Consider the following 26,485-nt stretch of genomic DNA (forward strand, 5'->3'; position numbering starts at 1 on the left):
CTTCAAAGCAACTTCCTTGTTAATAAAAGTTGGTTTGTTAGATAAATAGTCATGATAAGAAGTCCATGAGTATTCTATAGAGTCATCGAAATAACCATGTTTTACGGGGTTATTATGAATGTAAATTAAGGTGTTTTCTAAATATTGTTTATTTTCAATTTTCTTTCTTCTAAATTTTCTTCTGAACAAGCTACCACTACGTCTTTGTTGCTGATTAAAAGCTTTCGCGTAACTATTAAATAAATTTCCAAACGCTTGAGAAGCTCTCTTTTAATTACAATTCGATTTTATTTGAACTAGAAAATGAAAATGATTAGGCATTAATGCAAATGCATAAATATCAGCGACTGGAACAATATACTTTTCAAATCGTTGTAAAAGGAATAAATAGTTTCCTGCATTTAAGAACAAGTTGATACCATCATTACCTTGGTTGTAAATATGATAAAATTGATCAGGTTCTAAAAGGTCGTATTTTTCCTATTTTTACTTTATTAGATTCAGCAGACTTCAAAGGTTTTTAAAACCTTTGGAGTATATTCCTTAACATTTATCCTCTCAGCCAAAGCACTTCTCTTGTCTTTTCTTGAATTTTACTCAACAAAACATCCAACTCATCGGTTGTTGTGATCTCCTTGTTTTCTAGCAACCACAATATAGCTTTGTCTTGTGCACGTCCTTTAAGCATTGCATCTCGGTAGCTGACTCCTTCTTGCGGAAAGGTGACTAAGGAGTATTTAGATTGGTATTCCGCTTTCGCGAAAGCGGACTCTAATCGCATTTCAATCTGTCGCTTCAACTGGAAGTTAGGATTAGCCACGCTATCTCTCATCTCTACAAAATTGTCTAGAGCAAGATCTGCTATAGCATCAGCATCTGGTTTTCTCTTTTTGGAGAAAGCAGTAAAGGCATCGGCCCAAGATTCGTTTTGGTCGAGCATCTGGTCAAAAACCACTACATCTTCAAAACTAGCATTCATTCCTTGACCGTAAAAGGGTACAATCGCATGTGCCGAATCCCCTATTATCAAACTGGTTCCATAAGCTGTCCAAGGAGAGCAACGCACAGTTCCTAATGGTGGTGCAGGATTGGTATGGTATTGCTCCACTACATCTGGAATGTGTTCTACCACATCCTTAAAGTAGGTATTGAAAAAGTCTTTTATTTCTTGGTCCGTGGTAATGCTATTAAAAGCAGGCCCATCCCCTTCATATTGCATGAATAACGTCAGTGTAAAGCTACCGTCTAGGTTAGGCAAAGCGATCAACATAAAACCACCACGTGGCCAGATGTGTAAAAAGTTTTTTTCTATACGCCATTTTCCATCTGCAGTAGGTGGGATGCTGAGCTCTTTATAGCCATGAGGCAACCAATTCATACTTTGAGAAAACAAAAAGTCGCGTTGTTTCATCATCGCTTTGCGCACCACAGATCCAGCTCCATCAGTTCCTAGAAGGATATCAGCTTTCCATTCTTTCTCTGTGTTTGTTTCTGAATCTTGATAGGTGACGGAGGCATTTTTTAAATCTACGGAAGTGACCTTATCATCAAAGTCTATTTGTACATCCTCGTATTGATCAGCTTCGTCCAGCAGAAGTTTGTTGAGCTCTTCTCGGGAGATCGAATTGATATATTCTCCTTCACGCCCGCTGTAATTAGAGGCGAATGTAGTTCCCTCTATATCGTGAACCAATCTTCCGTTCATGGGGATGCACAGCTTGCGTACTTTTTCTTCAAGTCCAACTAATTTTAATCCAGCCAGACCGCGATCAGAAAGGGCCAGGTTGATAGAACGACCACCAGCTACAGTTGCTTTGCGCATATCGGATCGTTTTTCTAGTATATCTACGTGATATCCTTTTTGCGCTAGTCGCAGTCCTAAAAGAGAGCCGCAAAGTCCAGCTCCTGTGATGAGTACTTTAGTTTTTTTATTCGTTGTTTTCATGTTGTAATTACTAAGAAATTAGTATTAGGTATTAGGACGTTTTAAAAGCAGCCTCTTACAACTCGCTTTTCAACACATCCACAAATCTCCAGCAATCTTCATAGTTGTTATATAAAGGAACAGGTGCTACTCTAATCACATCTGGTTCTCGCCAGTCGGCAATAACCCCTTTTGCGGTGATGGCATCAAAAAGAGATTTATCAGCATTTTTAACGGCTAGGGATAATTGACAACCACGGTCTTTAGGAGTGCTAGGGGTGATAACAGAAATGCGATCACCATCTAATTCGCCTACTAGATATTCCAAGTAGCTGGTGAGTTGTATGGATTTCTCTCTTAAATTTTTAAAACCTGCTTGTGCAAATAAGTCTAAACTAGCCCTTATCGCCACCATACTTAATATAGGAGGGTTGGATAGTTGCCAGCCTTCGGCACCGTATATAGGTTCAAAGTCGTCCCGCATTTTAAAACGGGTGTCTTTATTATGACCCCACCAACCGGTGAATCGCGGCAAGTCTTTATTGTTAGCATGACGTTCATGAACAAAACAACCTCCTAAACTACCTGGTCCAGAGTTCATATATTTATAGGTACACCATACGGCAAAGTCGGCCCCAGAGTCGTGCAATTCTAAATCTACATTTCCAGCTCCGTGCGCACAGTCAAAGCCTACCATGGCTCCCGCAGCATGTCCTATAGAGGCAATTTTTTTAAGATCAAAAAACTGTCCTGTATAATAGTTTACAGCACCTACCATGATCAAAGCAATACTATCGCCTTGTTCTTTTAACAGCTTTTCCAGGTCTTCTATTCTTGGAGTGTGCTCTCCAGCTCTAGGGGTCCATTCTATAAGGTGTTCCTTATCATCATAACCATGAAACTGTACCTGAGAAGCTACCGCATAGCGGTCACTAGGAAAGGCATCGGCCTCGATAATGATTTTAGTGCGTTTGCCCTTAGGTTGATAAAAACTAACCATCATTAAATGTAGGTTAGTCGTCAAGGTATTCATGATAACTACTTCGTGAGCTTTTGCACCTACCACATGAGCAGTAGTTTCGGTTAAAATCTCATGATAAGGCATCCACGGATTTGCGGCATGAAAATGTCCTTCTACACCCAGTCTCGCCCAGTCATCTAGTTCTTGATTGAGATAAGCTTTTGTCTGACGCGGTTGCAGTCCTAAGGAATTACCGCATAAATAGATGGATTCGGTTCCGTCTGTATGTTTTGGAATAAAGAAGCTTTCGCGAAAGCGAGACAAGGAATCTTCTCGATCTAACTCTAAAGCAAAATCACGGCCTATTTTAAAAATCATTAGTTGGTTTTAGTAATTTCTATGCCAGTAAAATTAATGCTAGTAGCACCATCTGGAGAGCGGTGATCTGTTGCAAAAGTAATACCCTCGATAGTTGTAAACTTTTCAAAACTAGTCATCATAGAAGGAGAGCTGTCATTCCCTCTGCGGTAGACCCATTCTTTAAATTTGTGATTGGCGTCATAATAGATATCGTAAGCATCTCCTGGAGTATAGCCGCGTTCATTGTCATAAACTATGGTAATCAGGTCTAATGTGTCTTTTGAGATAGGCGCGATTTGAGATTTCTTTTCAGTTAAAGTTGTTCCTTGATCCCACACCAATTTAAATTCAGGAATCAACCAATACACATCATTGATAAAAGCACGATCAGAGCTGATTTGAAGACTGTCTAATTTTGAATTGCGGTTGTACTTAATGGTGTCTTCTAAAGCGATCAACTGTACATCGTTGGTCTTAGGGTTCCAAGTCCAGTTTCTGGTCAACACTGTTTTACCTGTCTTGCCTACGTTAAAACTAAATTTAATTTGTTCTATTTCATTCCAGTTCTTGATACCAGCAGTATTTGCCAAACGTTCTGCGCTTGTAAGGGTTGTTGTTTTAGGAGTTCTTATTTCCTTACTCATACTAGTGGAGGGTTCATTTTTACAGCTACTCGTTATAACAATGCCACAAACAATTAAAAAAATATTTTTCATGTAGAATTTATTGGGCTTAAAAATACAAATTATAAGGGGTTATTAAATGGTAAAGCTTTGTGAATAATCTGAATAAAGATTATGCTAAAACGTAGCTTTGCAGCATGAGAGTGAAGTGGGTGGAAAAAAATAAAATGAGTAAAGGGCGTAGAGTAAGTGTTATTCTCGTTTTAGGTACTTTAATTGCGGTAGGTCCATTTTCTATAGACGCCTACTTACCCGCTTTTAAACAAATTGCCGGTGACTTTAATGTGGACACCAGTGCGATAGGTATTACCCTTACTACTTACTTTATAGGTATAGGTTTAGGACAGTTGGCTTATGGCCCGTTAATGGATAGATTCGGTAGAAGAAAGCCTTTGATGTTTGGACTGGTGTTATATATAGTCACTAGTCTTTTAAGCGCTTATGCTTGGGATGTGACTTCTCTAGCTACTTTGAGGTTTTTTACTGCACTTGGCGCTTGCGCGGGAATGGTCGCTAGTAAAGCCATAGTTAGGGACTTATTTGATGAAGAAAAGGTGGCAGATGTGCTCTCTACTTTAATGCTTATAATGGGAGTTGCTCCTATTATAGCGCCCACCATTGGCGGTTTTGTGATCGAGCATTATCATTGGGAAATGATTTTTTATGGATTAGCAGGTTTTGCTACGTTGATGTTGCTCAATGTTATTTTTGTACTTCCCGAAAGCGCTAAACCTAATCGAGCGACCAGTTTACATCCTATTCCTGTGTTGCGGGAATATATAGGTATCTATAAACACAGAGACTTTTTTGTGTTTGCTACCGCTCGTGGTTTTGTAATAGGAATGTTGTTGGGTTATGTGGCAGCGGCACCCTTTATCTTTATGGATTATTTTGAGATGAGTCAAGAGAACTTTGCTTATATCTTTGGTAGTAATGCAGCTGGACTCATTGCGGGTAGTCAGTTGAATCGACTCGCCCTTACCCGATTTACTACCTTTCAAATAACCTATGTGGTCAGTATGTTATTGGTGTTGATTACTGGTTTTGGCTTGTTCTATGTTTGGAATTTTACCCCTGTATTTTGGGTGGTGTATCCTATTTTATTTACGATGATGATGTGTATAGGTTTTCAAAACCCCAATGTTACGGCTCTTGCTTTGAATCCGTTTACCAAACGCGCTGGCAGTGCTAGTGCCTTTGTAGGTGCGGTAAGTATGATCTTTGGTTCGATTGCCAGTTGGTATGTCTCTCGATTTGTAACCATTTCTTTAGTTCCTTTGTTTGCCATGCTTTCAGGTGGTGCGCTGCTAGCTCATATCGCAGTAGAATATTTTAGGATAAATTATGCTCAAGGGTACGCTTTCGCGAAAGCCTACTTAAGGCACCCTTACAAGTTTAAAAAAAGAGAAGACCAATTATCAGACCTCTAGTTATAAAGAGTTACTTTCATTTCCTAGTAGGTGCATTAATTAAAGACCTTTTAACCTCGAAGTAAAGTTTCTTCATAGTTGGTTTATTACAATTGTTTTCATTTAAGAAATGATCGCTACAAATCCTAAAACCAGCAATTTTAATTGATTCAATCAGTTTCAATACATAGAGATGGCCATTCCTACAGATTAGATCGGTCTTAAATTAAATTTTGGAATGGCATCAATACCCTTTTAATTCATAAATAAATGAGGTTGAATAAATGGGTAGTAGCTTTCAGAAATAGGAATCACTATAATTAAGGGTAACATATAACTTACTTTTTATCGCTTTCGGCTGTTTTAATGTATTTAAGATACAGGTATTTATGGAACACTTATGAAGTCACAAAGAAGTAAGGATACGTGACAATCTTAGTTCAGAAGGTTTTCATCGGTTTCATTTTTACATTTTTTATAATTAGTTACCTGTAAATGAGCTTATTGTTTTTTATTTCAAATTATTTTGATTTTTTATCATTAAAAAGTTTGGTTGGTAAGAGAAAGTGTCTGTATATTTGCACCCGCTTAGGAAAACAAGTAGATGTTTAACGAGGCAAATGTTCTTCAAAAAAAGCTGAAAAATCAACAATCAAATCGTGAAGATTTGTTGTAGGATTTTGGTTTTTAGATTTTGAAGATGTTCATTGAGATATTGATTGACAGCACAAATTTAAAGTTATCGCTTTAAGTGATAACGATAGTTATATAATAAATTTAGATAAGCACAATGCTAATTAAGTAGTTTCTGGAAAAGCATCATATATTAAATGATCTTTAAAAAGATTCGACGATGAAGAGTTTGATCCTGGCTCAGGATGAACGCTAGCGGCAGGCTTAACACATGCAAGTCGAGGGGCAGCATATCTAGCTTGCTAGATGATGGCGACCGGCGCACGGGTGCGTAACGCGTATACAATCTACCTATTACTGAGGGATAGCCCGAAGAAATTTGGATTAACACCTCATAGTATTATTGAGTCGCATGATTTGATAATTAAAGGTTACGGTAATAGATGAGTATGCGTCCTATTAGCTAGATGGTGAGGTAAAGGCTCACCATGGCTACGATAGGTAGGGGTCCTGAGAGGGAGATCCCCCACACTGGTACTGAGACACGGACCAGACTCCTACGGGAGGCAGCAGTGAGGAATATTGGACAATGGGCGAGAGCCTGATCCAGCCATGCCGCGTGTAGGAAGACGGCCCTATGGGTTGTAAACTACTTTTGTACAGGAAGAAACCTCTTTACGTGTAGAGAGTTGACGGTACTGTAAGAATAAGCACCGGCTAACTCCGTGCCAGCAGCCGCGGTAATACGGAGGGTGCAAGCGTTATCCGGAATCATTGGGTTTAAAGGGTCCGTAGGCGGGCTGATAAGTCAGTGGTGAAATGCAGGGGCTTAACTCCGGCACTGCCATTGATACTGTTAGTCTTGAATTATTGTGAAGTGGTTAGAATATGTAGTGTAGCGGTGAAATGCTTAGATATTACATAGAATACCGATTGCGAAGGCAGATCACTAACAATATATTGACGCTGATGGACGAAAGCGTGGGTAGCGAACAGGATTAGATACCCTGGTAGTCCACGCCGTAAACGATGGTTACTAGCTGTTCGGTACGATTGAGTACTGAGTGGCCAAGCGAAAGTGATAAGTAACCCACCTGGGGAGTACGTTCGCAAGAATGAAACTCAAAGGAATTGACGGGGGCCCGCACAAGCGGTGGAGCATGTGGTTTAATTCGATGATACGCGAGGAACCTTACCAGGGCTTAAATGCAGGTTGACAGGTTTAGAAATAGACTTTTCTTCGGACAATTTGCAAGGTGCTGCATGGTTGTCGTCAGCTCGTGCCGTGAGGTGTCAGGTTAAGTCCTATAACGAGCGCAACCCCTGTTGCTAGTTGCCAGCGAGTCATGTCGGGGACTCTAGTGAGACTGCCGGTGCAAACCGTGAGGAAGGTGGGGATGACGTCAAATCATCACGGCCCTTACGTCCTGGGCCACACACGTGCTACAATGGTAGGGACAGAGAGCAGCCACTTCGTGAGAAGGAGCGAATCTTCAAACCCTATCTCAGTTCGGATCGTAGTCTGCAACTCGACTACGTGAAGCTGGAATCGCTAGTAATCGCATATCAGCCATGATGCGGTGAATACGTTCCCGGGCCTTGTACACACCGCCCGTCAAGCCATGGAAGCTGGGGGTGCCTGAAGTCGGTGACCGCAAGGAGCTGCCTAGGGTAAAACCGGTAACTGGGGCTAAGTCGTAACAAGGTAGCCGTACCGGAAGGTGCGGCTGGAACACCTCCTTTCTGGAGTTTCTGAAATAATGAAACTACAAGAGTGATGTTTTAAAGAGTTACTTAATTAGTGTGTTTATTTATTTTATATTAAGAATTGTCAATTAAGAGAGACCGCGAGGTTTTGTTCAATGATTTAGAGTCTCATAGCTCAGCTGGTTAGAGCGCTACACTGATAATGTAGAGGTCGGCAGTTCGAGTCTGCCTGAGACTACTTTTTATGTGGTTGTTTACCATATTTGTTCATTTAAAATAATTAGGAAACTTTAGATGTTGAGGATGATATTCCATATTCATAATTTTGGATTTACTTTCTAAATTTCTGAAATGGGGGATTAGCTCAGCTGGCTAGAGCGCCTGCCTTGCACGCAGGAGGTCATCGGTTCGACTCCGATATTCTCCACAGGTGTATTTTATACACAAACGTTCATTGACATATTGAAAAGATTAAACGAGTAACGTAGATTAATTTCTACATTATAATAGTAAAATAAAATAGGTTTTTACTCCCTATCGTTGGGGGGTAAAATTGAATATCATAAGCAAATTAAGGGCGTATGGGGAATGCCTAGGCTCTCAGAGGCGATGAAGGACGTGATAAGCTGCGATAAGTTGCGGGGATCAGCACATGTGAATTGATCCGCAAATTTCCGAATGGGGCAACCCGGTATATTGAAGATATATCATCCGCAAGGAAGCAAACCTGGTGAACTGAAACATCTAAGTAGCCAGAGGAAGAGAAAACAATAGTGATTCCGCTAGTAGTGGCGAGCGAACGCGGAATAGCCCAAACCAATGATGTTACGGCATTGTTGGGGTTGTAGGACCGTAATATTTGATGTGCAATGAATAGGAATCTTTTGGAAAAAAGAACCAAAGAGGGTGATAGTCCTGTACTGGTAAGTTGCATTATTGATAGCGGTATCCTGAGTAGTGCGGGGCACGTGAAACCCTGTATGAATCAAGCGGGACCATCCGCTAAGGCTAAATACTCCTGAGAGACCGATAGTGAACTAGTACCGTGAGGGAAAGGTGAAAAGAACCCTGAATAAGGGAGTGAAATAGATCCTGAAACCATACGCTTACAAGCGGTCGGAGCCCCGACGTTAAGTCGGGGTGACGGCGTGCCTTTTGCATAATGAGCCTACGAGTTACCGTTGTTAGCAAGGTTAAGGATTTCAGATCCGCAGCCGTAGCGAAAGCGAGTCTGAATAGGGCGTATAGTTAGCAGTGGTAGACGCGAAACCGTGTGATCTACCCATGGGCAGGGTGAAGCTGTAGTAACATACAGTGGAGGCCCGAACCGGTTGACGTTGAAAAGTCTTCGGATGACCTGTGGGTAGGGGTGAAAGGCCAATCAAACTCGGAAATAGCTCGTACTCCCCGAAATGCATTTAGGTGCAGCGTTAACTAAGTTTTATAGAGGTAGAGCTACTGATTGGATGCGGGGGCTTCACCGCCTACCAATTCCTGACAAACTCCGAATGCTATAAAATAGTGGTTAGCAGTGAGGGCATGGGTGCTAAGGTCCATGTCCGAAAGGGAAAGAACCCAGATCATCAGCTAAGGTCCCAAAATGTATGTTAAGTTGAATAAACGAGGTTGTACTGCATAGACAGCTAGGATGTTGGCTTGGAAGCAGCCATTCATTTAAAGAGTGCGTAACAGCTCACTAGTCGAGCGGTACGGCATGGATAATAATCGGGCATAAACATACTACCGAAGCTATGAATTCGAAAGAGTGGTAGGGGAGCATTCTATGTACGTTGAAGATGATTCGTGAGAGTTGTTGGAGTGTATAGAAACGAAAATGTAGGCATAAGTAACGATAAAGGGAGCGAGAAACTCCCTCACCGAAAGACCAAGGTTTCCTCAGCTATGCTAATCAGCTGAGGGTTAGTCGGGTCCTAACGCGTACCCGAAGGGGGAAGTGGATGGACAACAGGTTAATATTCCTGTACCTGCTCACAATAAAAGTGACGGAGGTGTAAATCTAGTGCGTACTGACGGAATAGTACGTTGAATCAATTTTTAAGATTGAGATAGTACCATGAGGTTACGACTGATTGGATAATCTAGAGGAGCAACTTCCAAGAAAAACAAGTGAAGCAGCCCGTACCGCAAACCGACACAGGTGGTTGGGATGAGAATTCTAAGGTGCTCGAGTGATTCATGGCTAAGGAATTAGGCAAAATTGACCTGTAACTTCGGGAGAAAGGTCCCCTATATTTATATAGGGCGCAGTGAAAAGATCCAAGCGACTGTTTATCAAAAACACAGGGCTCTGCTAAATCGAAAGATGATGTATAGGGCCTGACACCTGCCCGGTGCCGGAAGGTTAAGAGGAGGGTTTAGCTTCGGCGAAGATCTCAATTGAAGCCCCGGTAAACGGCGGCCGTAACTATAACGGTCCTAAGGTAGCGAAATTCCTTGTCGGGTAAGTTCCGACCTGCACGAATGGTGTAACGATTTGGATACTGTCTCAGCCATGAGCTCGGTGAAATTGTAGTATCGGTGAAGATGCCGATTACCCGCTACGGGACGAAAAGACCCCGTGCACCTTTACTATAGCTTAGTATTGATTTTGGATAAGTAATGTGTAGGATAGGTGGGAGACATCGAAGTATTATCGCTAGGTAGTATGGAGTCATTGTTGAAATACCACCCTTTGCTTATTTGAAATCTAACCTTTCACAAGGGACATTGCTTGGTGGGTAGTTTGACTGGGGTGGTCGCCTCCAAAAGAGTAACGGAGGCTTCTAAAGGTACCCTCAGCACGCTTGGTAACCGTGCGTAGAGTGCAATGGCATAAGGGTGCTTGACTGAGAGACATACAGGTCGATCAGGTTGGAAACAAGAGCATAGTGATCCGGTGGTTCCGCATGGAAGGGCCATCGCTCAAAGGATAAAAGGTACGCCGGGGATAACAGGCTGATCTCCCCCAAGAGCTCACATCGACGGGGGGGTTTGGCACCTCGATGTCGGCTCGTCACATCCTGGGGCTGGAGAAGGTCCCAAGGGTTGGGCTGTTCGCCCATTAAAGTGGCACGCGAGCTGGGTTCAGAACGTCGTGAGACAGTTCGGTCTCTATCTGTAGTGGGCGCAAGAAATTTGAGTGAATCTGACTTTAGTACGAGAGGACCGAGTTGGACTGACCGCTGGTCTACCAGTTGTTCCGCCAGGAGCATTGCTGGGTAGCTACGTCGGGAAGGGATAAGCGCTGAAAGCATATAAGCGCGAAACCCATCACAAGATGAGATTTCTTTAAAGGGTCGTGGGAGACTACCACGTTGATAGGTCACAGGTGTAAAGGCAGTAATGTCATAGCCGAGTGATACTAATTACCCGTAAGCTTAGGTATTCATTCCTTTTTTTATTTACTTGTTTATATTTTCAATATGTCAACTTATACAGTTGACGTTATGTCAGCTGAACCATTAAGGTGGTTATAGCGATGGGGCTCACCTCTTACCTTTCCGAACAGAGAAGTTAAGCCCATTTGCGCAGATGGTACTGCTATTTGTGGGAGAGTATGTCGCCGCCTTCTTTTTAAACCCTTGTCCTAACGGATGAGGGTTTTTTTATGCCATAAATCAAAGCATCAACCAAAAATGAATTGCTGTAAATGAGGCTGTAAAAGGAACCACCTACTTAAATGGTACAACGATACCTTATATTAGCAATGACCTTAGCAGGTTTACCTGCTCTACAATAACAGTTTGAATCGTTATCCTAAAATTTATCTGCCTTCAGAACTTGTATGCAGTTATAGAACCATCTGGAAGCGAGAGCGCTTTTACTTTAACGAACTGGGCCTATGAATTATGGGTGTTGTGATAAATAGTAAGCAGGGTTATAAGTTTTTGTTGGATTTAAGAAAGCATTCCCTTTAGCCGATTTAAAATCAAGGGAACAATTAATTGAAGGCCTTGCCTCATGACTCTATGAAGGATGTAAGAGTCCTTAAATGTAAGAGCCAAAGGTTAAAGCTAACAGACAATACGCACAGGATAGAGCTGATTCACCCATGGTTGCACGAATTCTATAGGTCATCTGCTTATTCGGCCAAATGGGGGGTGTTTTAAAAAGAGCTCGGTGATGCGTAATATGAAACAAGAGATTTTTAGATCTATGTTGTTGAAGTCTTTTAACGCAAATGACGGCTTTTAGGTTATTTTCCTCTTACTGCTTGTTCCCATTTCCAAGAACTTGCAAGAGCTTCTTTCAATGAATAAGTAGATTTCCACCCAAGAACTTGATGTGCCTTATCAGTTTGTGCATAGGCTTCTACCACATCTCCAGCACGGCGCCCTACTATTTTATAGTTCAGTGGTTTTCCGGTTGCTTTTTCAAAAGCAGTGATTACTTCTAATACGGTAGAGCCTGTTCCAGTTCCCACATTAAATACTTCAAAATTTTCTGTCCCTTTTTTCTCGATCAATCGAGAAAGAGCTGCCACATGTGCTTTGGCAAGATCTACTACATGTATGTAATCTCTTACTGCAGTTCCATCACGAGTAGGGTAGTCGTTTCCGTAAACAGAGAGTTGTTCTCTTAATCCTATCGCAGTTTGGGTAATATAAGGGACTAGGTTTTGCGGAATTCCCAAAGGCAACTCACCAATTTTTGCACTCTTATGTGCTCCTATAGGGTTAAAATATCTTAAAGCGATCGCATTTAAATGCGGGGTTACTTTACAAGTGTCTCTAATAATTTCTTCTCCGATTTGCTTTGTGTTTCCGTAAGGAGATTCAGCTGGTTGAATGGGAGCATTTTCGGTAACTGGTAATTCATCAGCCTGGCCATAGACCGTACAGGAAGAGCTAAAAATAAAGCTGGTTTCTTGATCTTGGATGTTTTGAAGCATATAAACTAGGGCATTGATATTGTTTTCGTAATATAACAATGGGTTTTCCACACTTTCTCCTACGGCTTTGGAAGCGGCAAAATGAATGATTCCTTTGATATCAGTATGTTTGGTAAAAAAAGTGGCAAGTGACTCTTTATCTCTGACATCCACCTTTTCAAAAACGGGTGGGATAGTCGTTATAGCGGTAATCTTATCTAGAACATTTAAAGAAGTATTGGATAAATTATCTATTATTAGGACTTCATATCCTTGCTCTTGAAGTTCTACAACAACGTGAGAACCTATATACCCTAAACCACCTGTAACTAATATTTTCATAGAAAGTAAAAATAAACTTTATTATGACAGGAGCTAAACAAAAAGAGCTGCAAAATTGCAGCTCTTTTCGATCTATTTAATGTTTTAATTAATCTCTGAGTAAGCCTCTAGAGATCACTATTTTTTGAATTTCACTAGTTCCTTCATAGATCTGAGTGATTTTAGCATCTCTCATTAAGCGCTCTACATGATATTCTTTTACATAACCATTACCACCAAAAACTTGTACGGCTTCAATCGTGGTGTCCATTGCTGTTTGAGAAGCAAAAAGTTTGGCCATCGCACCGCTCATATCATAGTTACGGCCTTGGTCTTTATCCCAGGCGCTTTGCATTACTAAGTGACGTGCAGCAGCAATATTAGTATGCATGTCGGCTAATTTAAAAGCAATAGCTTGATGGTTACAGATTTCTGTACCAAAGGCCTTTCTCACTTTAGAATAATCTCTGGCTAATTCATAAGCGCCAGAAGCAATTCCTAATGCTTGTGCAGCAATACCTATACGACCACCAGAAAGTGTTTTCATCGCAAATTTAAATCCAAAACCATCTTCGCCTATTCTGTTTTCTTTTGGAACTTTTACATCATTAAAGATCAAAGAGTGGGTATCACTACCGCGTATTCCTAACTTGTCTTCTTTGACACCTACTTCAAATCCGTCCCATCCTTTTTCTACAATAAAGGCATTGATTCCTTTGTGTTTCTTCTCTTTGTCAGTTTGAGCAATAACTAAGTAAAAGTCTGCGCTGTTGCCGTTTGTGATCCAGTTTTTGGTACCGTTCAATACATAATGGTCTCCCTTATCTATAGCTGTAGTTTTTTGAGAAGTGGCATCACTACCTGCTTCTGGCTCAGAAAGGCAAAAAGCGCCTATAGATTCTCCTGTAGTTAATTTAGTAAGGTATTTTTCCTTTTGAGCTTCATTAGCATAGGTGTCAAGACCCCAACATACCAAGGAATTGTTGACAGAAACTATTACAGAAGCACTAGCGTCTATCTTGGAAAGTTCTTCCATAACCAGTACATAGGAAATAGTATCCATTCCGCCACCACCGTACTGAGGAGATGCCATCATACCCAGAAAACCTAGCGCTCCCATTTTTTTAACCTGCTCGGTTGGGAATCGTTGATGGGTATCTCTTTCTATAACGCCAGGTAAAAGTTCTGTTTTTGCAAAATCTCTCGCTGCATCTCTTATCATCAGATGCTCTTCTGTTAAGCCAAAATCCATTTATTCTTTTATTTTTTAGTTATTTTTCCGCTTTGCAAATCTAATGCTATTCTTATCCATTTTCAACACCTTTAACTAATGAATCACCAGTACTATAACGTTTTAGGAATAATGTCAGGCACCTCTCTAGACGGCATCGATATAGCGCACGTCACATTAGTACGTAAAGAGAACTGGAGCTTTCAAATTCACAAGGCACTAACGATCCCATATGCTACCGGAATGAAGCAAGAGCTTGCCAACGCTATTACCTATAATAAAAGAGAGGTTGATCAGCTTAATCGAAAATATACCAGGTACCTTGCAGAAAAAGTGCGCTATTTCATAGATTCTTTTAAAATCGATAACCTAGTAGCAGTTTGCTCTCATGGACATACTATTTTCCATCGACCTCAAGAAAATTACACCTTGCAAATAGGGAATCTTCCCGAGCTTGCCCAACTTATCAATCAGCGAGTAGTTTGTGATTTCAGGGTACAAGATGTTGCTCTAAATGGTCAAGGAGCCCCTTTAGTTCCTATAGGTGATCGACTGTTATTTGGGAGTTATGATTATTGTTTGAATTTAGGGGGTTTTGCCAACTTGAGTTTTGAGCAAAATGCACAACGTATTGCCTACGATATTTGTCCAGTAAACATTGTCCTCAATCATTATGCTTTGAAATTGGGTAAGGAGTATGATACAGGTGGCGCTTTCGCGAAAGCGGGAACTATACAAACCTGCGTGTTAGAGGAGTTGAACTCCTTAGCGTATTACCATCAAAGCGCCCCTAAATCTTTAGGAAAGGAATGGGTAAACGCACATGTTTTTCAAATCTTAGACCAAATAGAAGGTACTTGCGATATCATAGCCACCTATACAGAACATATCGCGGTGCAAATTGCAAAACAGTTACCACCAGAAAAAACCTTGTTCATTACCGGAGGTGGAGCATTCAACACTTATTTACTATGCTCTTTAAGAAGGCACACCACTGCCAAAATAATAATTCCGGAGCCAGAAATTATAGAAAATAAAGAGGCGTTAATTTTTGCGCTTTTGGGAGTTTTGAAACTGCGTAATGAGAATAATTGCCTTTCCAGTGTTACAGGAGCAAATCGGGATCATTGCAGCGGTGAGATTTATGTACCTTAAGAAATTCTAAAAATGTAGCTTTCCACTCGCAGCTGCGTTATATTTGTGCGAACTAATCCATTTTTATGAAGGAGCTTCTTAAACGTTATGAAAACGCCAATCCCGAAATCGTTTTTCACTGGAATGATCCAGAGACGGATGCTGAAGGATGGACGGTTATCAATAGTTTACGCGGTGGTGCCGCCGGCGGTGGTACTCGGATGAGAAAAGGACTTGATAAAAATGAAGTACTCTCCCTTGCTAAAACCATGGAAATTAAGTTTACTGTTTCTGGCCCAGCAATAGGTGGTGCTAAATCTGGAATCAACTTTGACCCAAAAGACTCTCGTAAAAAAGGTGTTTTAGAGCGCTGGTATAAAGCAGTCTCCCCTTTGCTAAAAAGTTACTACGGCACTGGTGGAGACCTCAATGTAGACGAGATCCACGAAGTCATTCCTATGACAGAAGATTGCGGGGTATGGCACCCACAAGAAGGCGTGTTTAACGGGCATTTTTCACCTACAGAGGCCGATAAAATCAACCGAATTGGACAGTTGCGTCAAGGCGTAATAAAAGTGATTGAAAACCCGTTATTTTCTCCAGATGTTTCTAAAAAATACACAGTGGCCGATATGATCACTGGATATGGAGTAGCAGAAGCGGTAAAACACTTCTACGATATTTACGGTGGAGATGTAAAAGGAAAACGCGCTGTCGTGCAAGGATTTGGTAATGTAGGAAGTGCCGCTGCTTTTTATCTCTCGCAAATGGGAGCAAAGGTAGTGGGAATAATCGACCAAGCTGGAGGACTTATCAATGAAGACGGCTTTAGTTTTGAAGAAATTACAGAATTGTTTCTCCATAAAGAGGGAAACAACTTAAGAGCCAAAGAACTCATTCCTTTTGAAAAAGTGAATGATCGCATTTGGACAATAAAAACAGAAATTTTTGCGCCATGTGCCTCCTCTAGATTGATTTCTCGAGAACAGATTGATCAAATGATCTTCTCTGGTTTAGAAGTTATTTCTTGTGGTGCCAATGTGCCTTTTGCAGATAAAGAAATCTTTTTCGGCTCGATCATGGAACATACCGATGAGCAGGTAAGTCTGATACCTGATTTTATATCTAATTGCGGTATGGCAAGAGTTTTTGCCTATTTTATGGAACGTAGAGTGCAAATGACAGATGAGGCGATATTTAACGATACCAGCACTACCATACGCAATGCCATTCAACATATACGTAATAACAATAGCTCTAAAAAACAAATCAGTTCTACTGCATTTGAAATCGCTCTTAAACAACTAGTTTGATGAAATATTTCTTAGGTAACAGCCCTAAATGGTTCAAGTTGACCATGATCTCTTTTTTAATCTTTAACGTCTTAGGTTACTTTACTTTGAGTGGTACGGTGATGGGATGGATTTTTATAGCAGAATTTATCTTCTGTCTTGCCATGGCTCTAAAGTGTTATCCATTACAATCTGGTGGATTACTAGCCATACAAGTACTGGTATTGGGGTTAACACATCCCATGTACAAAATCGACGAAAATACACATGAACCTGTTCTTGATGAATTAGGAAAACATATCATGGGTGGTGTATATGCAGAAGTGTCTCAAAATCTTGAAGTGATTCTCCTTCTTGTTTTTATGGTAGCGGGTATTTATTTTATGAAGCCACTATTGATGTATATTTTTGTAAAACTCTTTACAAAGATCAAATCTAAACTGGTATTATCCCTCGTATTTCTTTTATTAAGTGCGGTATTATCAGCCTTTTTAGATGCTTTAACAGTTACTGCGGTGCTGATAAGTGTCGGAATAGGTTTTTATAATGTGTACCATAAAATTCATTCTAGCGATCTGGATCTTGATAAGGACAATACCTTAGACCGCAAGCAATTAAGCGGGAAGACACTAGAAGAATTCCGTTCTTTTTTACGTAGTTTGGTAATGCATGGTGTGGTAGGGACTGCTTTAGGTGGTGTTTGTACCATCGTAGGAGAACCTCAAAACTTATTGATTGGTTCTAAAATGGGATGGGATTTTATAGAATTCTTTAAAGTAATGACCGTGGTGACTATGCCTGTTCTCGCTGCGGGTATTTTAACCACTATTTTTTTAGAAACGACTAAAACTTTTGGTTTTGGTCAGAAAATGCCTCCAGTAGTAAGACATATTATAAAGGGATGGATGGATCAACGAGATGAAGAGCGCACAGATAAAGAGAAATATGCCCTTGTCGTTCAAGCGATCTCTGCGGTTTTATTAATTACAGGTCTTGCTCTTCACATCGCACCAGTAGGTTTTATTGGGCTAGGTTTGATCGTTATTCAAACGGCCTTTATAGGTATTATTGATGAGCACAGTCTAGGGAAAGCTTTTGAAGAAGCGCTTCCTTTTACCGGTCTATTAGTCGTATTTTTTGTAATTGTTGCCATGATTCATGACCAGCATTTATTTGTTCCTATTATAGAATGGGCATTGAGTCAGGATCCAGCAAGCCAGCCGGCAATTTTCTATCTGGCAAATGGATTCTTAAGCATGATTTCTGATAACGTTTTTGTTGCGACGGTTTATATCAATGAAGTAAGCACCGCTTACCAGGCAGGAACCATTACAAGAGAACAGTACGAGCACCTTGCGGTAGCTATTAATACAGGTACTAACTTACCTAGTGTAGCTACACCTAATGGGCAAGCAGCATTTTTGTTCTTGTTGACTTCTGCTCTAGCACCTTTAATCAACTTATCTTACGGTAAGATGGTAAAGATGGCATTGCCTTATACCATTGTTTTGACCTTGGTAGGTTTGGCGTGTGTGGTGTTCTTTTTGTAATAAAAGAGTATTATTGTAGGAGGTTATTGTAATCTCGCTTTCGCGAAAGCGGAATTTTAAAAATCTAATTCATAGTTCAAGACAATGAAATGTTAAGGAACTGCGTTAACAACCATATTAATTACATATTTTAATGAACCTACTTTTTCAAGAAATCGCAGATATTACAACAGAGGCAACTCCGCTTGTAAATGAAGAATCTCAATCTTTATTAGGCTTAATTACCGCTGGAGGTCCATCTGGAACAGTGATTATAGGCGTTTTAATTCTCTTATTGTTTTTTGCGCTTTACATTTACTTTGAGCGTCTTATGAAAATTAGGGCCAGCTCAAAAATTGACAGTAATTTTATGTTACAAATAAAAGATCATATTTCTAATGGTCGTCTGGACAGTGCAAAAATGCTTTGTGCAAAGGAAGATTCGCCTGTAGCTCGACTTACAGAAAAAGGAATAAGCCGTATAGGCTCTCCTCTCGAGGATATCAATAGTGCCATTGAAAATGCGGGAAGACTTGAAGTGTATAAACTAGAGAAAAATGTAAGCATGCTGGCCACTATAGCCGGTGCTGCTCCTATGATCGGGTTTTTAGGTACCGTTATAGGTATGGTTATCGCTTTTAAAACTCTAGCAGACGCTGGAGGTAGCGCAGACATGGGAAGCCTTGCAGGAGGTATTTACACGGCGATGATTACTACGGTTGCTGGTCTTATAGTAGGTATTATTGCTTATATAGGTTACAACCATTTAGTAGTTAAAACAGATAAAGTGGTACATCAAATGGAAGAAAATGCCTCTGACTTCTTAGACCTTTTAAATGAACCAGCTTAATTATGAACTTAAGAGGTAGAAATAAGGTAAGTCCAGAATTCTCGATGTCGTCCATGACGGATATCGTGTTTTTGTTATTGGTATTCTTTTTGCTTACATCTCCATCGATCACACCAGAGGCTTTGGACCTATTGCTTCCTAGTGCTGGTGGTAAAACGCAAACCCAAGGTAAAGTGACTGTAAGTATATCTAAGGAAGGTGTTTTTTATGTGGATGCAACAGAGGCCACAGAAGAAGATCTAGAAACTAGAATTTTATCGGTACTTCAAGGGAAAGAAAAGCCTACCATCATGTTGCGGTCTGATAAAGACGCTGCGGTAAGCCATTCTGTAAGAGTTATGGATATAGCAAATAGGAATAAAATTCAAATTGTACTTGCTGTAAAAAATAATTAGCCATGAGTTATCTGAAGACAAAAGAGCAAAAAAAATCAGCAACTATCAGTATCTTACTGGTGGTCTTGATCATTCTGTTATTTAGATTTGTCTCTATAATTAATGTCATTGAAGCACCTGAAGATTCTGGGATAGCTATCAATTTTGGTAATACTGCTGTAGGCTCTGGTCCGGTAGAGCCAGCAAAGACGACTAAAGTGTCGCCACAGTCTCATCCAGAACAAGTTACTCAACCAGAAACCCCTCAAGTAGAGGATATAGTGACTCAGGACAATACAGAAGCACCTTCAGTAGTTTCTGATCCAGAAGTAAAACCCACTACAAAACCTACCAAGCCTGCGACAAATCCTGTGGAGCCTCAACCAGATCCAAAACCAGACTCTTCTGTACTCGATGCTTTGAATAGTGTCACCGGCGCCGAAACGGTAGATGGACAAACTAATACAGGTGAAGGGCCAGGAGATGGGCCAGGGAACAAAGGAGATATCAATGGCGATCCTTATGCGAATACGTATTACGGTGCTCCAGGAAGTGGGCAAGGTGGCAAAGGCTATGGACTTAAAGGTCGTGGCAAAGTTGCCGGCCGCGGTATACTTCCCACTTGTGATGAAACCGGTAAAGTGATCGTTGAGATAGAAGTCGATCGAGCAGGAAATGTCAAAAAGGCTACCCCGGGAAAAAGGGGAACAACAAACCGAGCTGAATGTTTACTTATTGCGGCTAAAAAGAGTGCTATGACTTACAGATTTAGCCCTGCTCCACAAGCAAAAGAAATACAAATAGGCTTTATAGAGGTAATATTTAAATTAGGAGAATAACTTTGGTTACCTATAAAAATACCTTGGAGTGGTTGTTCTCTCAGTTACCTATGTATCAACGAGCAGGTAAGGTAGCCTACAAAGCAGATCTGAAAAACAGCATTAGTCTTGATCGACACTTAGCTCATCCTCATACATTTTATAAGTGCATTCATATTGCGGGGACCAATGGGAAAGGTTCTACAAGCCACATGTTGGCAAGTGTGCTGCATGAGGCTGGTTATAAAGTGGGCTTATACACATCACCACATCTCAAAGATTTCAGAGAGCGCATAAGAGTCAATGGAGAAATGTGCTCAGAGCAGTTTGTAGTGGACTTTGTAAATCGCAATACATCTTTTTTCAAAGACCATCAGCTGTCCTTTTTTGAAATGACTGTAGGAATGGCTTTTCAATATTTTAAAGAACAAAAAGTAGATGTCGCAGTTATTGAAACTGGATTAGGAGGTCGACTGGATTCCACAAACATCATTACACCTATAGTGACTGCTATTACTAATATTGATAAAGATCACACCGCCATACTTGGAAATACCCATTTAAAAATTGCAGCAGAAAAAGCTGGAATTATTAAAAGCACTATCCCAATTGTGATTGGAGAAACAAGAGACCATTTAAAAAAGCTATTTAAAGAAAAAGCAACCTCTTTAAATAGTCCCATTTATTTTATCGATCACAGGACTTCCCACCAGGCTACAGACCTGAAAGGGGATTATCAAGCATCCAATGTTAGAGTGGTTGAAAAAGTAATTGAATTATTAAGAAAAGAAGGTTTTACTATTTCTTCAGCTGTTTTGAAAAGCGGCTTGCTTAAAGTGGCTAGAAACACCAATTTAAGAGGCAGGTATGACATTATAAGTGAAACACCTAAGACCATACTAGATACCGCGCATAACGTCGCTGGGATACGACTTCTTATCAATCAAATCAAGGTAGAGAACTATCAAGAGCTTCATATAGTTCTTGGGATGGTAAGTGATAAAGACGCTACTAGTGTCATCAAGCTCTTGCCTAAAACGGCATTTTATTACATTTCTAAGCCAGATATTCCAAGGGGCATGGAAATAGAAGTATTAGGCAATCATCTGAATTCATTTCAACTGAATTTTGAGAGTTTTGATACTATAAATGAGGCATTTAAAACGGCTCAAGAAAGAGCTTCAAAAGAAGATGTTATCTTAGCGACAGGAAGCACATTTGTGGTAGCGGAAATTATTTAAAAAATCTGTTTTTATTTCTTTGCAGAAATAAAAACAGTTGTATATTTGCAACCGCTTTAAAGCGCACAGCTCAGTTGGTTCAGAGCATCCCGATTTAGATCGGGAGAGTCAGGTTTTCGAATCCTGACTATAAATAAAAATCGGGCGCATAGCTCAGTTGGTTCAGAGCATCCCGATTTAGATCGGGAGAGTCAGGTTTCCGAATCCTGACTATAAATAAAAATCGGGCGCATAGCTCAGTTGGTTCAGAGCATCCCGATTTAGATCGGGAGAGTCAGGTTTTCGAATCCTGACTATAAAAAAATATTCGGGCGCATAGCTCAGTTGGTTCAGAGCATCCCGATTTAGATCGGGAGAGTCAGGTTTTCGAACTCGACTATAAAAATATTGCGCATAGCTCAGTTTCGAGCATCCGATTTATCGGATGGTACCTGACTATAAAAAAATATTCGGGCGCATAGCTCAGTTGGTTCAGAGCATCCCGATTTAGATCGGGAGAGTCAGGTTTTCGAATCCTGACTATAAAAAAATATTCGGGCGCATAGCTCAGTTGGTTCAGAGCACTTGGTTTACACCCAAGGGGTCGGGGGTTCGAATCCCTCTGCGCCCACAGAAGGTCTTCAGCAATGAAGGCCTTTTTTTATTTCGATGAAGTACTACACTTACATATTATTCTCTGAAAAGCTTCAACGCTATTACATTGGTTCTACTCAAGATGTAAAAGAGCGCCTCAATAAACATCTTACAAGTACCACAGGATTTACTTCTAAAGCAAAAGATTGGAAGATCAAATATGCGGAGGAGTTTGACACTCGAACAGAAGCCATAAAGAGAGAAAACCAAATCAAAAAGTGGAAAAGCAGCTTGATGATCGAAAAACTAATCGGGGCTTAGCTCAGTTGGTTCAGAGCATCCCGATTTCACATCGGGAGGGTCGGCACAAACCATTCCCTCTGCGCCCACAGAAGGTCTTCAGCAATGAAGGCCTTTTTTTATTTCCATGAAGTACTACACTTACATATTATTCTCTGAAAAGCTTCAACGCTATTACATTGGTTCTACTCAAGATGTAAAAGAGCGCCTCAATAAACATCTTACAAGTACCACAGGATTTACTTCTAAAGCAAAAGATTGGAAGATCAAATATGCGGAGGAGTTTGACACTCGAAGAGAAGCCATAAAGAGAGAAAACCAAATCAAAAAGTGGAAAAGCAGCTTGATGATCGAAAAATTAATCGGCGCTTAGCTCAGTTGGTTCAGAGCATCCCGATTTCACATCGGGAGGGTCGGCACAAACCATTCCCTCTCCGCCCACAGAAGGTCTTCAGCAATGAAGGCCTTTTTTTATTTCCATGATGTCCCGTCCAGCGATACACAAATTAAATAAAAGTCAGTAAAGAAGGTTAAAAAAGAACCCAAAGACTACTCGCGCTTCAAATAGTCGAAGAAATTGAGTCTGGTCAATTAGACAGGTTGTCTGCTCTTAATATGATCGCAGGCAACATTACCATGGCTGAAATAGGTACTGATTGGGGAACCTATCCGTTGTGACCATCAAAAACACCAGAACAAAGAATCAGAACTGAGGCAAAAGTCAAACTTTAGCCTGAGCTGAACATCTTGCAGAAGAGCTGATAAGAAGGTAATCATCTTGATTGCTAGTGATGGCAGAGAATATGACATCGATCAAAATTACACGCCAGTTTTGAACGCTTCAAAGAAGATCAGAAGAAACAATAGTCCACTGTAACTTAGGGCTGACAGAAGTATATTATACCAAAATCTAGAACAAACAACATATTCACAAAGTATTTAGCTATATGTATAATGCCTAAATGGCACTAGAAGTATATCATATGTTGAAAGATAAACTCTGCATAAATGTGGAAGAGATAAATTATTTAGAATATCAGAGCAAATCATGCTTATAAACCTAAGAGATCCTAATACCACAGACTCATCATCGCTTTGACAAAAAAAAGGTATAATAAACAGAGTTGGTAGAACACTATGACAGAGAAACCCATCCATCTAGATTAATAACTGATATTCAAAATAGGATTGCCAGCAAGTCTTTCTGTTAATGAACACTACGCCTTGAAATGGCCTTGAATAAGAAGTTAATCAACCACTTATTCATCATTCTGATAGAGTTACAATATTGCTCAAAATGCACTAAACAGTGCTAAACCGTTGACTGAAAGTACGATCCTAAAAACGGTGAACGAGGAACGAATACTCAAAAAGGTTTGATGTAAAAAAGTCAACTAGAAATAAAGAAAGATGGTAGAAAAGCTGTTGGATTACAATAATATAAGACCACATTTATCAAACTATATCTAACACCACAGCAGATGCAGAACAGAATAAACTAAAACAGAACAAACTATAGTAGCTCAATGAGATAAATAAATAATCTTTAATAATCTGTATCGTTTATTTAGGACTACACATGAAGTACTACACTTACATATTATTCTCTGAAAAGCTTCAACGCTATTACATTGGTTCTACTCAAGATGTAAAAGAGCGCCTCAATAAACATCTTACAAGTACCACAGGATTTACTTCTAAAGCAAAAGATTGGAAGATCAAATTGCGGAGGAGTTTGACACTCGAACAGAAGCCATAAAGAGAGAAAACCAAATCAAAAAGTGGAAAAGCAGCTTGATGATCGAAAACTAATCGGGGCTTAGCTCAGTTGGTTCAGAGCATCCCGATTTCACAGAGGTCGCAAACCATTCTGCGCCCACAGAAGGTCTTCATGAAGGCCTTTTCCATGGTATACACTTATATTCTCTGAAGCAACGCTCATTTTCTACTCAAGATGTAAAAGGCTAATAAACATCTTCTCCACAGGATTTACTAGCAAAGATTGAAGATCAATATGCGAGGTTTGAACGAACAGAAGCCAAAAGAGAGAAAACCAAATCAAAGTGGAAAAGCAGCTTGATGATCGACAATTTAGCTCGTTGGTCAGAGCATCCCGATTTCACATCGGGAGGGTCGGCACAAACCATTCCCTCTGCGCCCACAGAAGGTCTTCAGCAATGAAGGCCTTTTTTTATTTCCATGAAGTACTACACTTACATATTATTCTCTGAAAAGCTTCAACGCTATTACATTGGTTCTACTCAAGATGTAAAAGAGCGCCTCAATAAACATCTTACAAGTACCACAGGATTTACTTCTAAAGCAAAAGATTGGAAGATCAAATATGCGGAGGAGTTTGACACTCGAACAGAAGCCATAAAGAGAGAAAACCAAATCAAAAAGTGGAAAAGCAGCTTGATGATCGAAAAACTAATCGGGGCTTAGCTCAGTTGGTTCAGAGCATCCCGATTTCACATCGGGAGGGTCGGCACAAACCATTCCCTCTGCGCCCACAGAAGGTCTTCAGCAATGAAGGCCTTTTTATTTCCATGAAGTACTACACTTACATATTATTCTCTGAAAAGCTTCAACGCTATTACATTGGTTCTACTCAAGATGTAAAAGAGCGCCTCAATAAACATCTTACAAGTACCACAGGATTTACTTCTAAAGCAAAAGATTGGAAGATCAAATATGCGGAGAGTTTGACACTGAACAGAAGCAAGAGAAACCAAATCAAAAGTGGAAAGCAGTTGATCGAAAACTAATCGGGGCAGCCGTTAGAGACCGATTTCAATGGGAGGGTCGACAACCATTCCCGCCACAGAAGGTCTTCAGAATAATTTTTTATTTCCATGAAGTTACACTTATATTATTCTCTAAAAGTTCAACTTTACATTGTTCTATCAAGATAAAGAGCCTCAATAAACATCTACAAGTACCACAGGATTTACTTCTACAAAAGATTGAAATCAAATATGGAGGAATTTGACACTCGAAGAGAAGCCATAAAGAGAGAAAACCAAATCAAAAAGTGGAAAAGCAGCTTGATGATCGAAAAATTAATCGGCGCTTAGCTCAGTTGGTTCAGAGCATCCCGATTTCACATCGGGAGGGTCGGCACAAACCATTCCCTCTGCGCCCACAGAAGGTCTTCAGCAATGAAGGCCTTTTTTTATTTCCATGAAGTACTACACTTACATATTATTCTCTGAAAAGCTTCAACGCTATTACATTGGTTCTACTCAAGATGTAAAAGAGCGCCTCAATAAACATCTTACAAGTACCACAGGATTTACTTCTAAAGCAAAAGATTGGAAGATCAAATATGTGGAGGAATTTGACACTCGAACAGAAGCCATAAAGAGAGAAAACCAAATCAAAAAAATAGTCGTTAGAAATGCAGAGATAGATTTAATGTCTGGAGTATTTAGATATTGAAAACCTCAAATTCTGGTATTAATTGACTTAAAGATAAAGGGGGGCAATATTTTCATTCAAAAAATTCGGACTGCGTCACTCTTCCGACTCCCAAAATCTTATAATCAATAGAATAGGAGAGTCTTCATTTAATCATTAATAAAAATATATGCAATTAAGTATAATTTAGTGATAAAGTATTATTTTATATTTAATCACATATAATTTAATATATTTGTAAATATTTATATTTAATTGCATATAAAATGAATTTAGCTCAACTGGTGAAAACCAAAAGAAAAACGGTAGGTTTAACACAAGAGGAATTTGCTGAACGTACTGGTGTTGCTTTAACAGTAGTTAGAAAAATAGAACAAGGAAAAACAAATCTTAACATGGAGAAAGTAAACCTTGTTTTGAGAATGTTTGGACATCAACTCATAGCAGCTCCTTTAATAAAAACTGAGAAAAAATGAGACAAGCTAAAATTCTTTATGACAATATACTTGCTGGGATATTAACAGAAACGGATGACGGTTATTATACCTATAAATATGACCAAAACTATATAGCTAATAACTCAGAGTTGTTTATAACATTCACCATGCCTGTTAATGATACGTTGTACAAAGAAAATAGGTTATTTCCTTTTTTTGAAGGTCTTATTCCAGAAGGATGGTTATTAGATATAGCATCTAAGAATTGGAAAATCAACACTAATGATAGAATGGGCTTACTGTTAGCTTGTTGTCAAAACTGCATAGGAGCGGTAAGTGTAGAACCCATAATACATACAACAGATGAATAAGTGCTTATATTGCTATAAAGAAATAGTTCAAGGAAACAACTTTCACA

General features: G+C 39.9%; 21 protein-coding genes, 3 tRNA genes and 3 rRNA genes. 22 read left to right on the top strand and 5 right to left on the bottom strand.

The window, feature by feature from the left end; translation table 11 throughout:
* Nucleotides 1-550 precede the first annotated feature (550 nt).
* The 3 genes from KG732_RS04990 to KG732_RS05000 are packed head-to-tail and all read right to left on the bottom strand — an operon-like array spanning nucleotide 551 to nucleotide 3,961.
* Nucleotides 551-1,945, bottom strand: coding sequence for an NAD(P)/FAD-dependent oxidoreductase (locus KG732_RS04990; protein WP_213521376.1), 1,395 nt, complete (start codon nucleotides 1,943-1,945; stop codon nucleotides 551-553).
* 55 nt (nucleotides 1,946-2,000) lie between these two features.
* Complete coding sequence (kynU, locus tag KG732_RS04995; RefSeq protein WP_213521377.1) at nucleotides 2,001-3,263, bottom strand: kynureninase; 1,263 nt, start codon at nucleotides 3,261-3,263, stop codon at nucleotides 2,001-2,003.
* Nucleotides 3,263-3,961, bottom strand: coding sequence for a selenophosphate synthetase (locus tag KG732_RS05000; protein WP_213521378.1), 699 nt, complete (start codon nucleotides 3,959-3,961; stop codon nucleotides 3,263-3,265). The genes kynU and KG732_RS05000 overlap by 1 nt, the downstream gene beginning before the upstream one ends.
* Before the next feature lie 134 nt (nucleotides 3,962-4,095).
* On the opposite strand from KG732_RS05000, the gene KG732_RS05005 reads away from it, so the two are divergent.
* From KG732_RS05005 to rrf, 6 genes are all read left to right on the top strand, one after another.
* Nucleotides 4,096-5,358, top strand: a complete 1,263-nt coding sequence (locus KG732_RS05005; protein ID WP_300980324.1) for a multidrug effflux MFS transporter — start codon at nucleotides 4,096-4,098, stop codon at nucleotides 5,356-5,358.
* 829 nt (nucleotides 5,359-6,187) lie between these two features.
* Nucleotides 6,188-7,713 (top strand): 16S ribosomal RNA (locus KG732_RS05010).
* Between the two features lie 128 nt (nucleotides 7,714-7,841).
* A tRNA-Ile gene (locus tag KG732_RS05015) sits at nucleotides 7,842-7,915 on the top strand.
* A gap of 115 nt (nucleotides 7,916-8,030) precedes the next feature.
* A tRNA-Ala gene (locus KG732_RS05020) sits at nucleotides 8,031-8,104 on the top strand.
* Nucleotides 8,105-8,237: 133 nt separating this feature from the next.
* Nucleotides 8,238-11,062, top strand: a 23S ribosomal RNA gene (locus KG732_RS05025).
* A gap of 77 nt (nucleotides 11,063-11,139) precedes the next feature.
* Nucleotides 11,140-11,248, top strand: a 5S ribosomal RNA gene (gene rrf, locus KG732_RS05030).
* Together the 16S, 23S and 5S rRNA genes with 2 tRNA genes alongside form the textbook arrangement of a ribosomal RNA operon.
* A gap of 624 nt (nucleotides 11,249-11,872) precedes the next feature.
* Here the strand turns inward: rrf and galE are convergent.
* Together galE and KG732_RS05040 are read right to left on the bottom strand one after the other, a co-directional pair.
* Nucleotides 11,873-12,889 (bottom strand): UDP-glucose 4-epimerase GalE, encoded by a 1,017-nt coding sequence (gene galE, locus KG732_RS05035; protein WP_213521380.1) that lies wholly within the window; start codon nucleotides 12,887-12,889, stop codon nucleotides 11,873-11,875.
* Nucleotides 12,890-12,977: 88 nt separating this feature from the next.
* Nucleotides 12,978-14,120, bottom strand: coding sequence for an acyl-CoA dehydrogenase (locus tag KG732_RS05040; RefSeq protein WP_213521381.1), 1,143 nt, complete (start codon nucleotides 14,118-14,120; stop codon nucleotides 12,978-12,980).
* Between the two features lie 78 nt (nucleotides 14,121-14,198).
* On the opposite strand from KG732_RS05040, the gene KG732_RS05045 reads away from it, so the two are divergent.
* The 16 genes from KG732_RS05045 to KG732_RS05120 all read left to right on the top strand — a co-directional run bounded on the left by KG732_RS05045 (nucleotide 14,199) and on the right by KG732_RS05120 (nucleotide 26,438).
* Nucleotides 14,199-15,254 carry an anhydro-N-acetylmuramic acid kinase gene (locus tag KG732_RS05045; protein WP_213521382.1) on the top strand — a complete coding sequence of 352 codons (1,056 nt, stop codon included), beginning with the start codon at nucleotides 14,199-14,201 and terminating at the stop codon, nucleotides 15,252-15,254.
* A gap of 65 nt (nucleotides 15,255-15,319) precedes the next feature.
* A complete protein-coding gene (locus KG732_RS05050; RefSeq protein WP_213521383.1) occupies nucleotides 15,320-16,546 on the top strand; it encodes a Glu/Leu/Phe/Val dehydrogenase dimerization domain-containing protein in 1,227 nt (408 codons plus the stop codon).
* Complete coding sequence (locus KG732_RS05055; protein WP_292892312.1) at nucleotides 16,546-18,075, top strand: SLC13 family permease; 1,530 nt, start codon at nucleotides 16,546-16,548, stop codon at nucleotides 18,073-18,075. The genes KG732_RS05050 and KG732_RS05055 overlap by 1 nt, the downstream gene beginning before the upstream one ends.
* Before the next feature lie 133 nt (nucleotides 18,076-18,208).
* Nucleotides 18,209-18,904 carry a MotA/TolQ/ExbB proton channel family protein gene (locus KG732_RS05060; RefSeq protein ID WP_213521385.1) on the top strand — a complete coding sequence of 232 codons (696 nt, stop codon included), beginning with the start codon at nucleotides 18,209-18,211 and terminating at the stop codon, nucleotides 18,902-18,904.
* A 2-nt stretch (nucleotides 18,905-18,906) separates the two neighbouring features.
* Nucleotides 18,907-19,299, top strand: coding sequence for a biopolymer transporter ExbD (locus tag KG732_RS05065; protein ID WP_213521386.1), 393 nt, complete (start codon nucleotides 18,907-18,909; stop codon nucleotides 19,297-19,299).
* A gap of 2 nt (nucleotides 19,300-19,301) precedes the next feature.
* Nucleotides 19,302-20,117 (top strand): hypothetical protein, encoded by an 816-nt coding sequence (locus KG732_RS05070; RefSeq protein ID WP_213521387.1) that lies wholly within the window; start codon nucleotides 19,302-19,304, stop codon nucleotides 20,115-20,117.
* A gap of 50 nt (nucleotides 20,118-20,167) precedes the next feature.
* On the top strand, nucleotides 20,168-21,337 hold the full coding sequence (locus KG732_RS05075; protein ID WP_213521698.1) for a Mur ligase family protein: 1,170 nt from the start codon (nucleotides 20,168-20,170) through the stop codon (nucleotides 21,335-21,337).
* 535 nt (nucleotides 21,338-21,872) lie between these two features.
* A tRNA-Val gene (locus KG732_RS05080) sits at nucleotides 21,873-21,947 on the top strand.
* A 38-nt stretch (nucleotides 21,948-21,985) separates the two neighbouring features.
* A complete protein-coding gene (locus KG732_RS05085) occupies nucleotides 21,986-22,231 on the top strand; it encodes a GIY-YIG nuclease family protein (RefSeq protein ID WP_213521388.1) in 246 nt (81 codons plus the stop codon).
* Between the two features lie 106 nt (nucleotides 22,232-22,337).
* On the top strand, nucleotides 22,338-22,583 hold the full coding sequence (locus tag KG732_RS05090) for a GIY-YIG nuclease family protein (protein WP_213521389.1): 246 nt from the start codon (nucleotides 22,338-22,340) through the stop codon (nucleotides 22,581-22,583).
* A 1,206-nt stretch (nucleotides 22,584-23,789) separates the two neighbouring features.
* Nucleotides 23,790-23,969 (top strand): GIY-YIG nuclease family protein, encoded by a 180-nt coding sequence (locus tag KG732_RS05095; protein ID WP_300980325.1) that lies wholly within the window; start codon nucleotides 23,790-23,792, stop codon nucleotides 23,967-23,969.
* Between the two features lie 440 nt (nucleotides 23,970-24,409).
* Nucleotides 24,410-24,655 carry a GIY-YIG nuclease family protein gene (locus KG732_RS05100; RefSeq protein ID WP_213521388.1) on the top strand — a complete coding sequence of 82 codons (246 nt, stop codon included), beginning with the start codon at nucleotides 24,410-24,412 and terminating at the stop codon, nucleotides 24,653-24,655.
* Nucleotides 24,656-24,759: 104 nt separating this feature from the next.
* Entirely contained in the window at nucleotides 24,760-24,978 is a 219-nt protein-coding gene (locus KG732_RS05105; protein WP_213521390.1) for a GIY-YIG nuclease family protein, read from the top strand.
* Nucleotides 24,979-25,393: 415 nt separating this feature from the next.
* On the top strand, nucleotides 25,394-25,651 hold the full coding sequence (locus tag KG732_RS05110; RefSeq protein WP_213521391.1) for a GIY-YIG nuclease family protein: 258 nt from the start codon (nucleotides 25,394-25,396) through the stop codon (nucleotides 25,649-25,651).
* Nucleotides 25,652-25,896: 245 nt separating this feature from the next.
* Nucleotides 25,897-26,106, top strand: a complete 210-nt coding sequence (locus KG732_RS05115) for a helix-turn-helix domain-containing protein (RefSeq protein ID WP_213521392.1) — start codon at nucleotides 25,897-25,899, stop codon at nucleotides 26,104-26,106.
* A complete protein-coding gene (locus KG732_RS05120; RefSeq protein ID WP_213521393.1) occupies nucleotides 26,103-26,438 on the top strand; it encodes a HipA N-terminal domain-containing protein in 336 nt (111 codons plus the stop codon). The genes KG732_RS05115 and KG732_RS05120 overlap by 4 nt, the downstream gene beginning before the upstream one ends.
* Nucleotides 26,439-26,485 lie beyond the last annotated feature (47 nt).

It is taken from the genome of Nonlabens sp., assembly GCF_018401815.1.
In the GTDB taxonomy this organism is placed as follows: Bacteria; Bacteroidota; Bacteroidia; order Flavobacteriales; family Flavobacteriaceae; genus Nonlabens.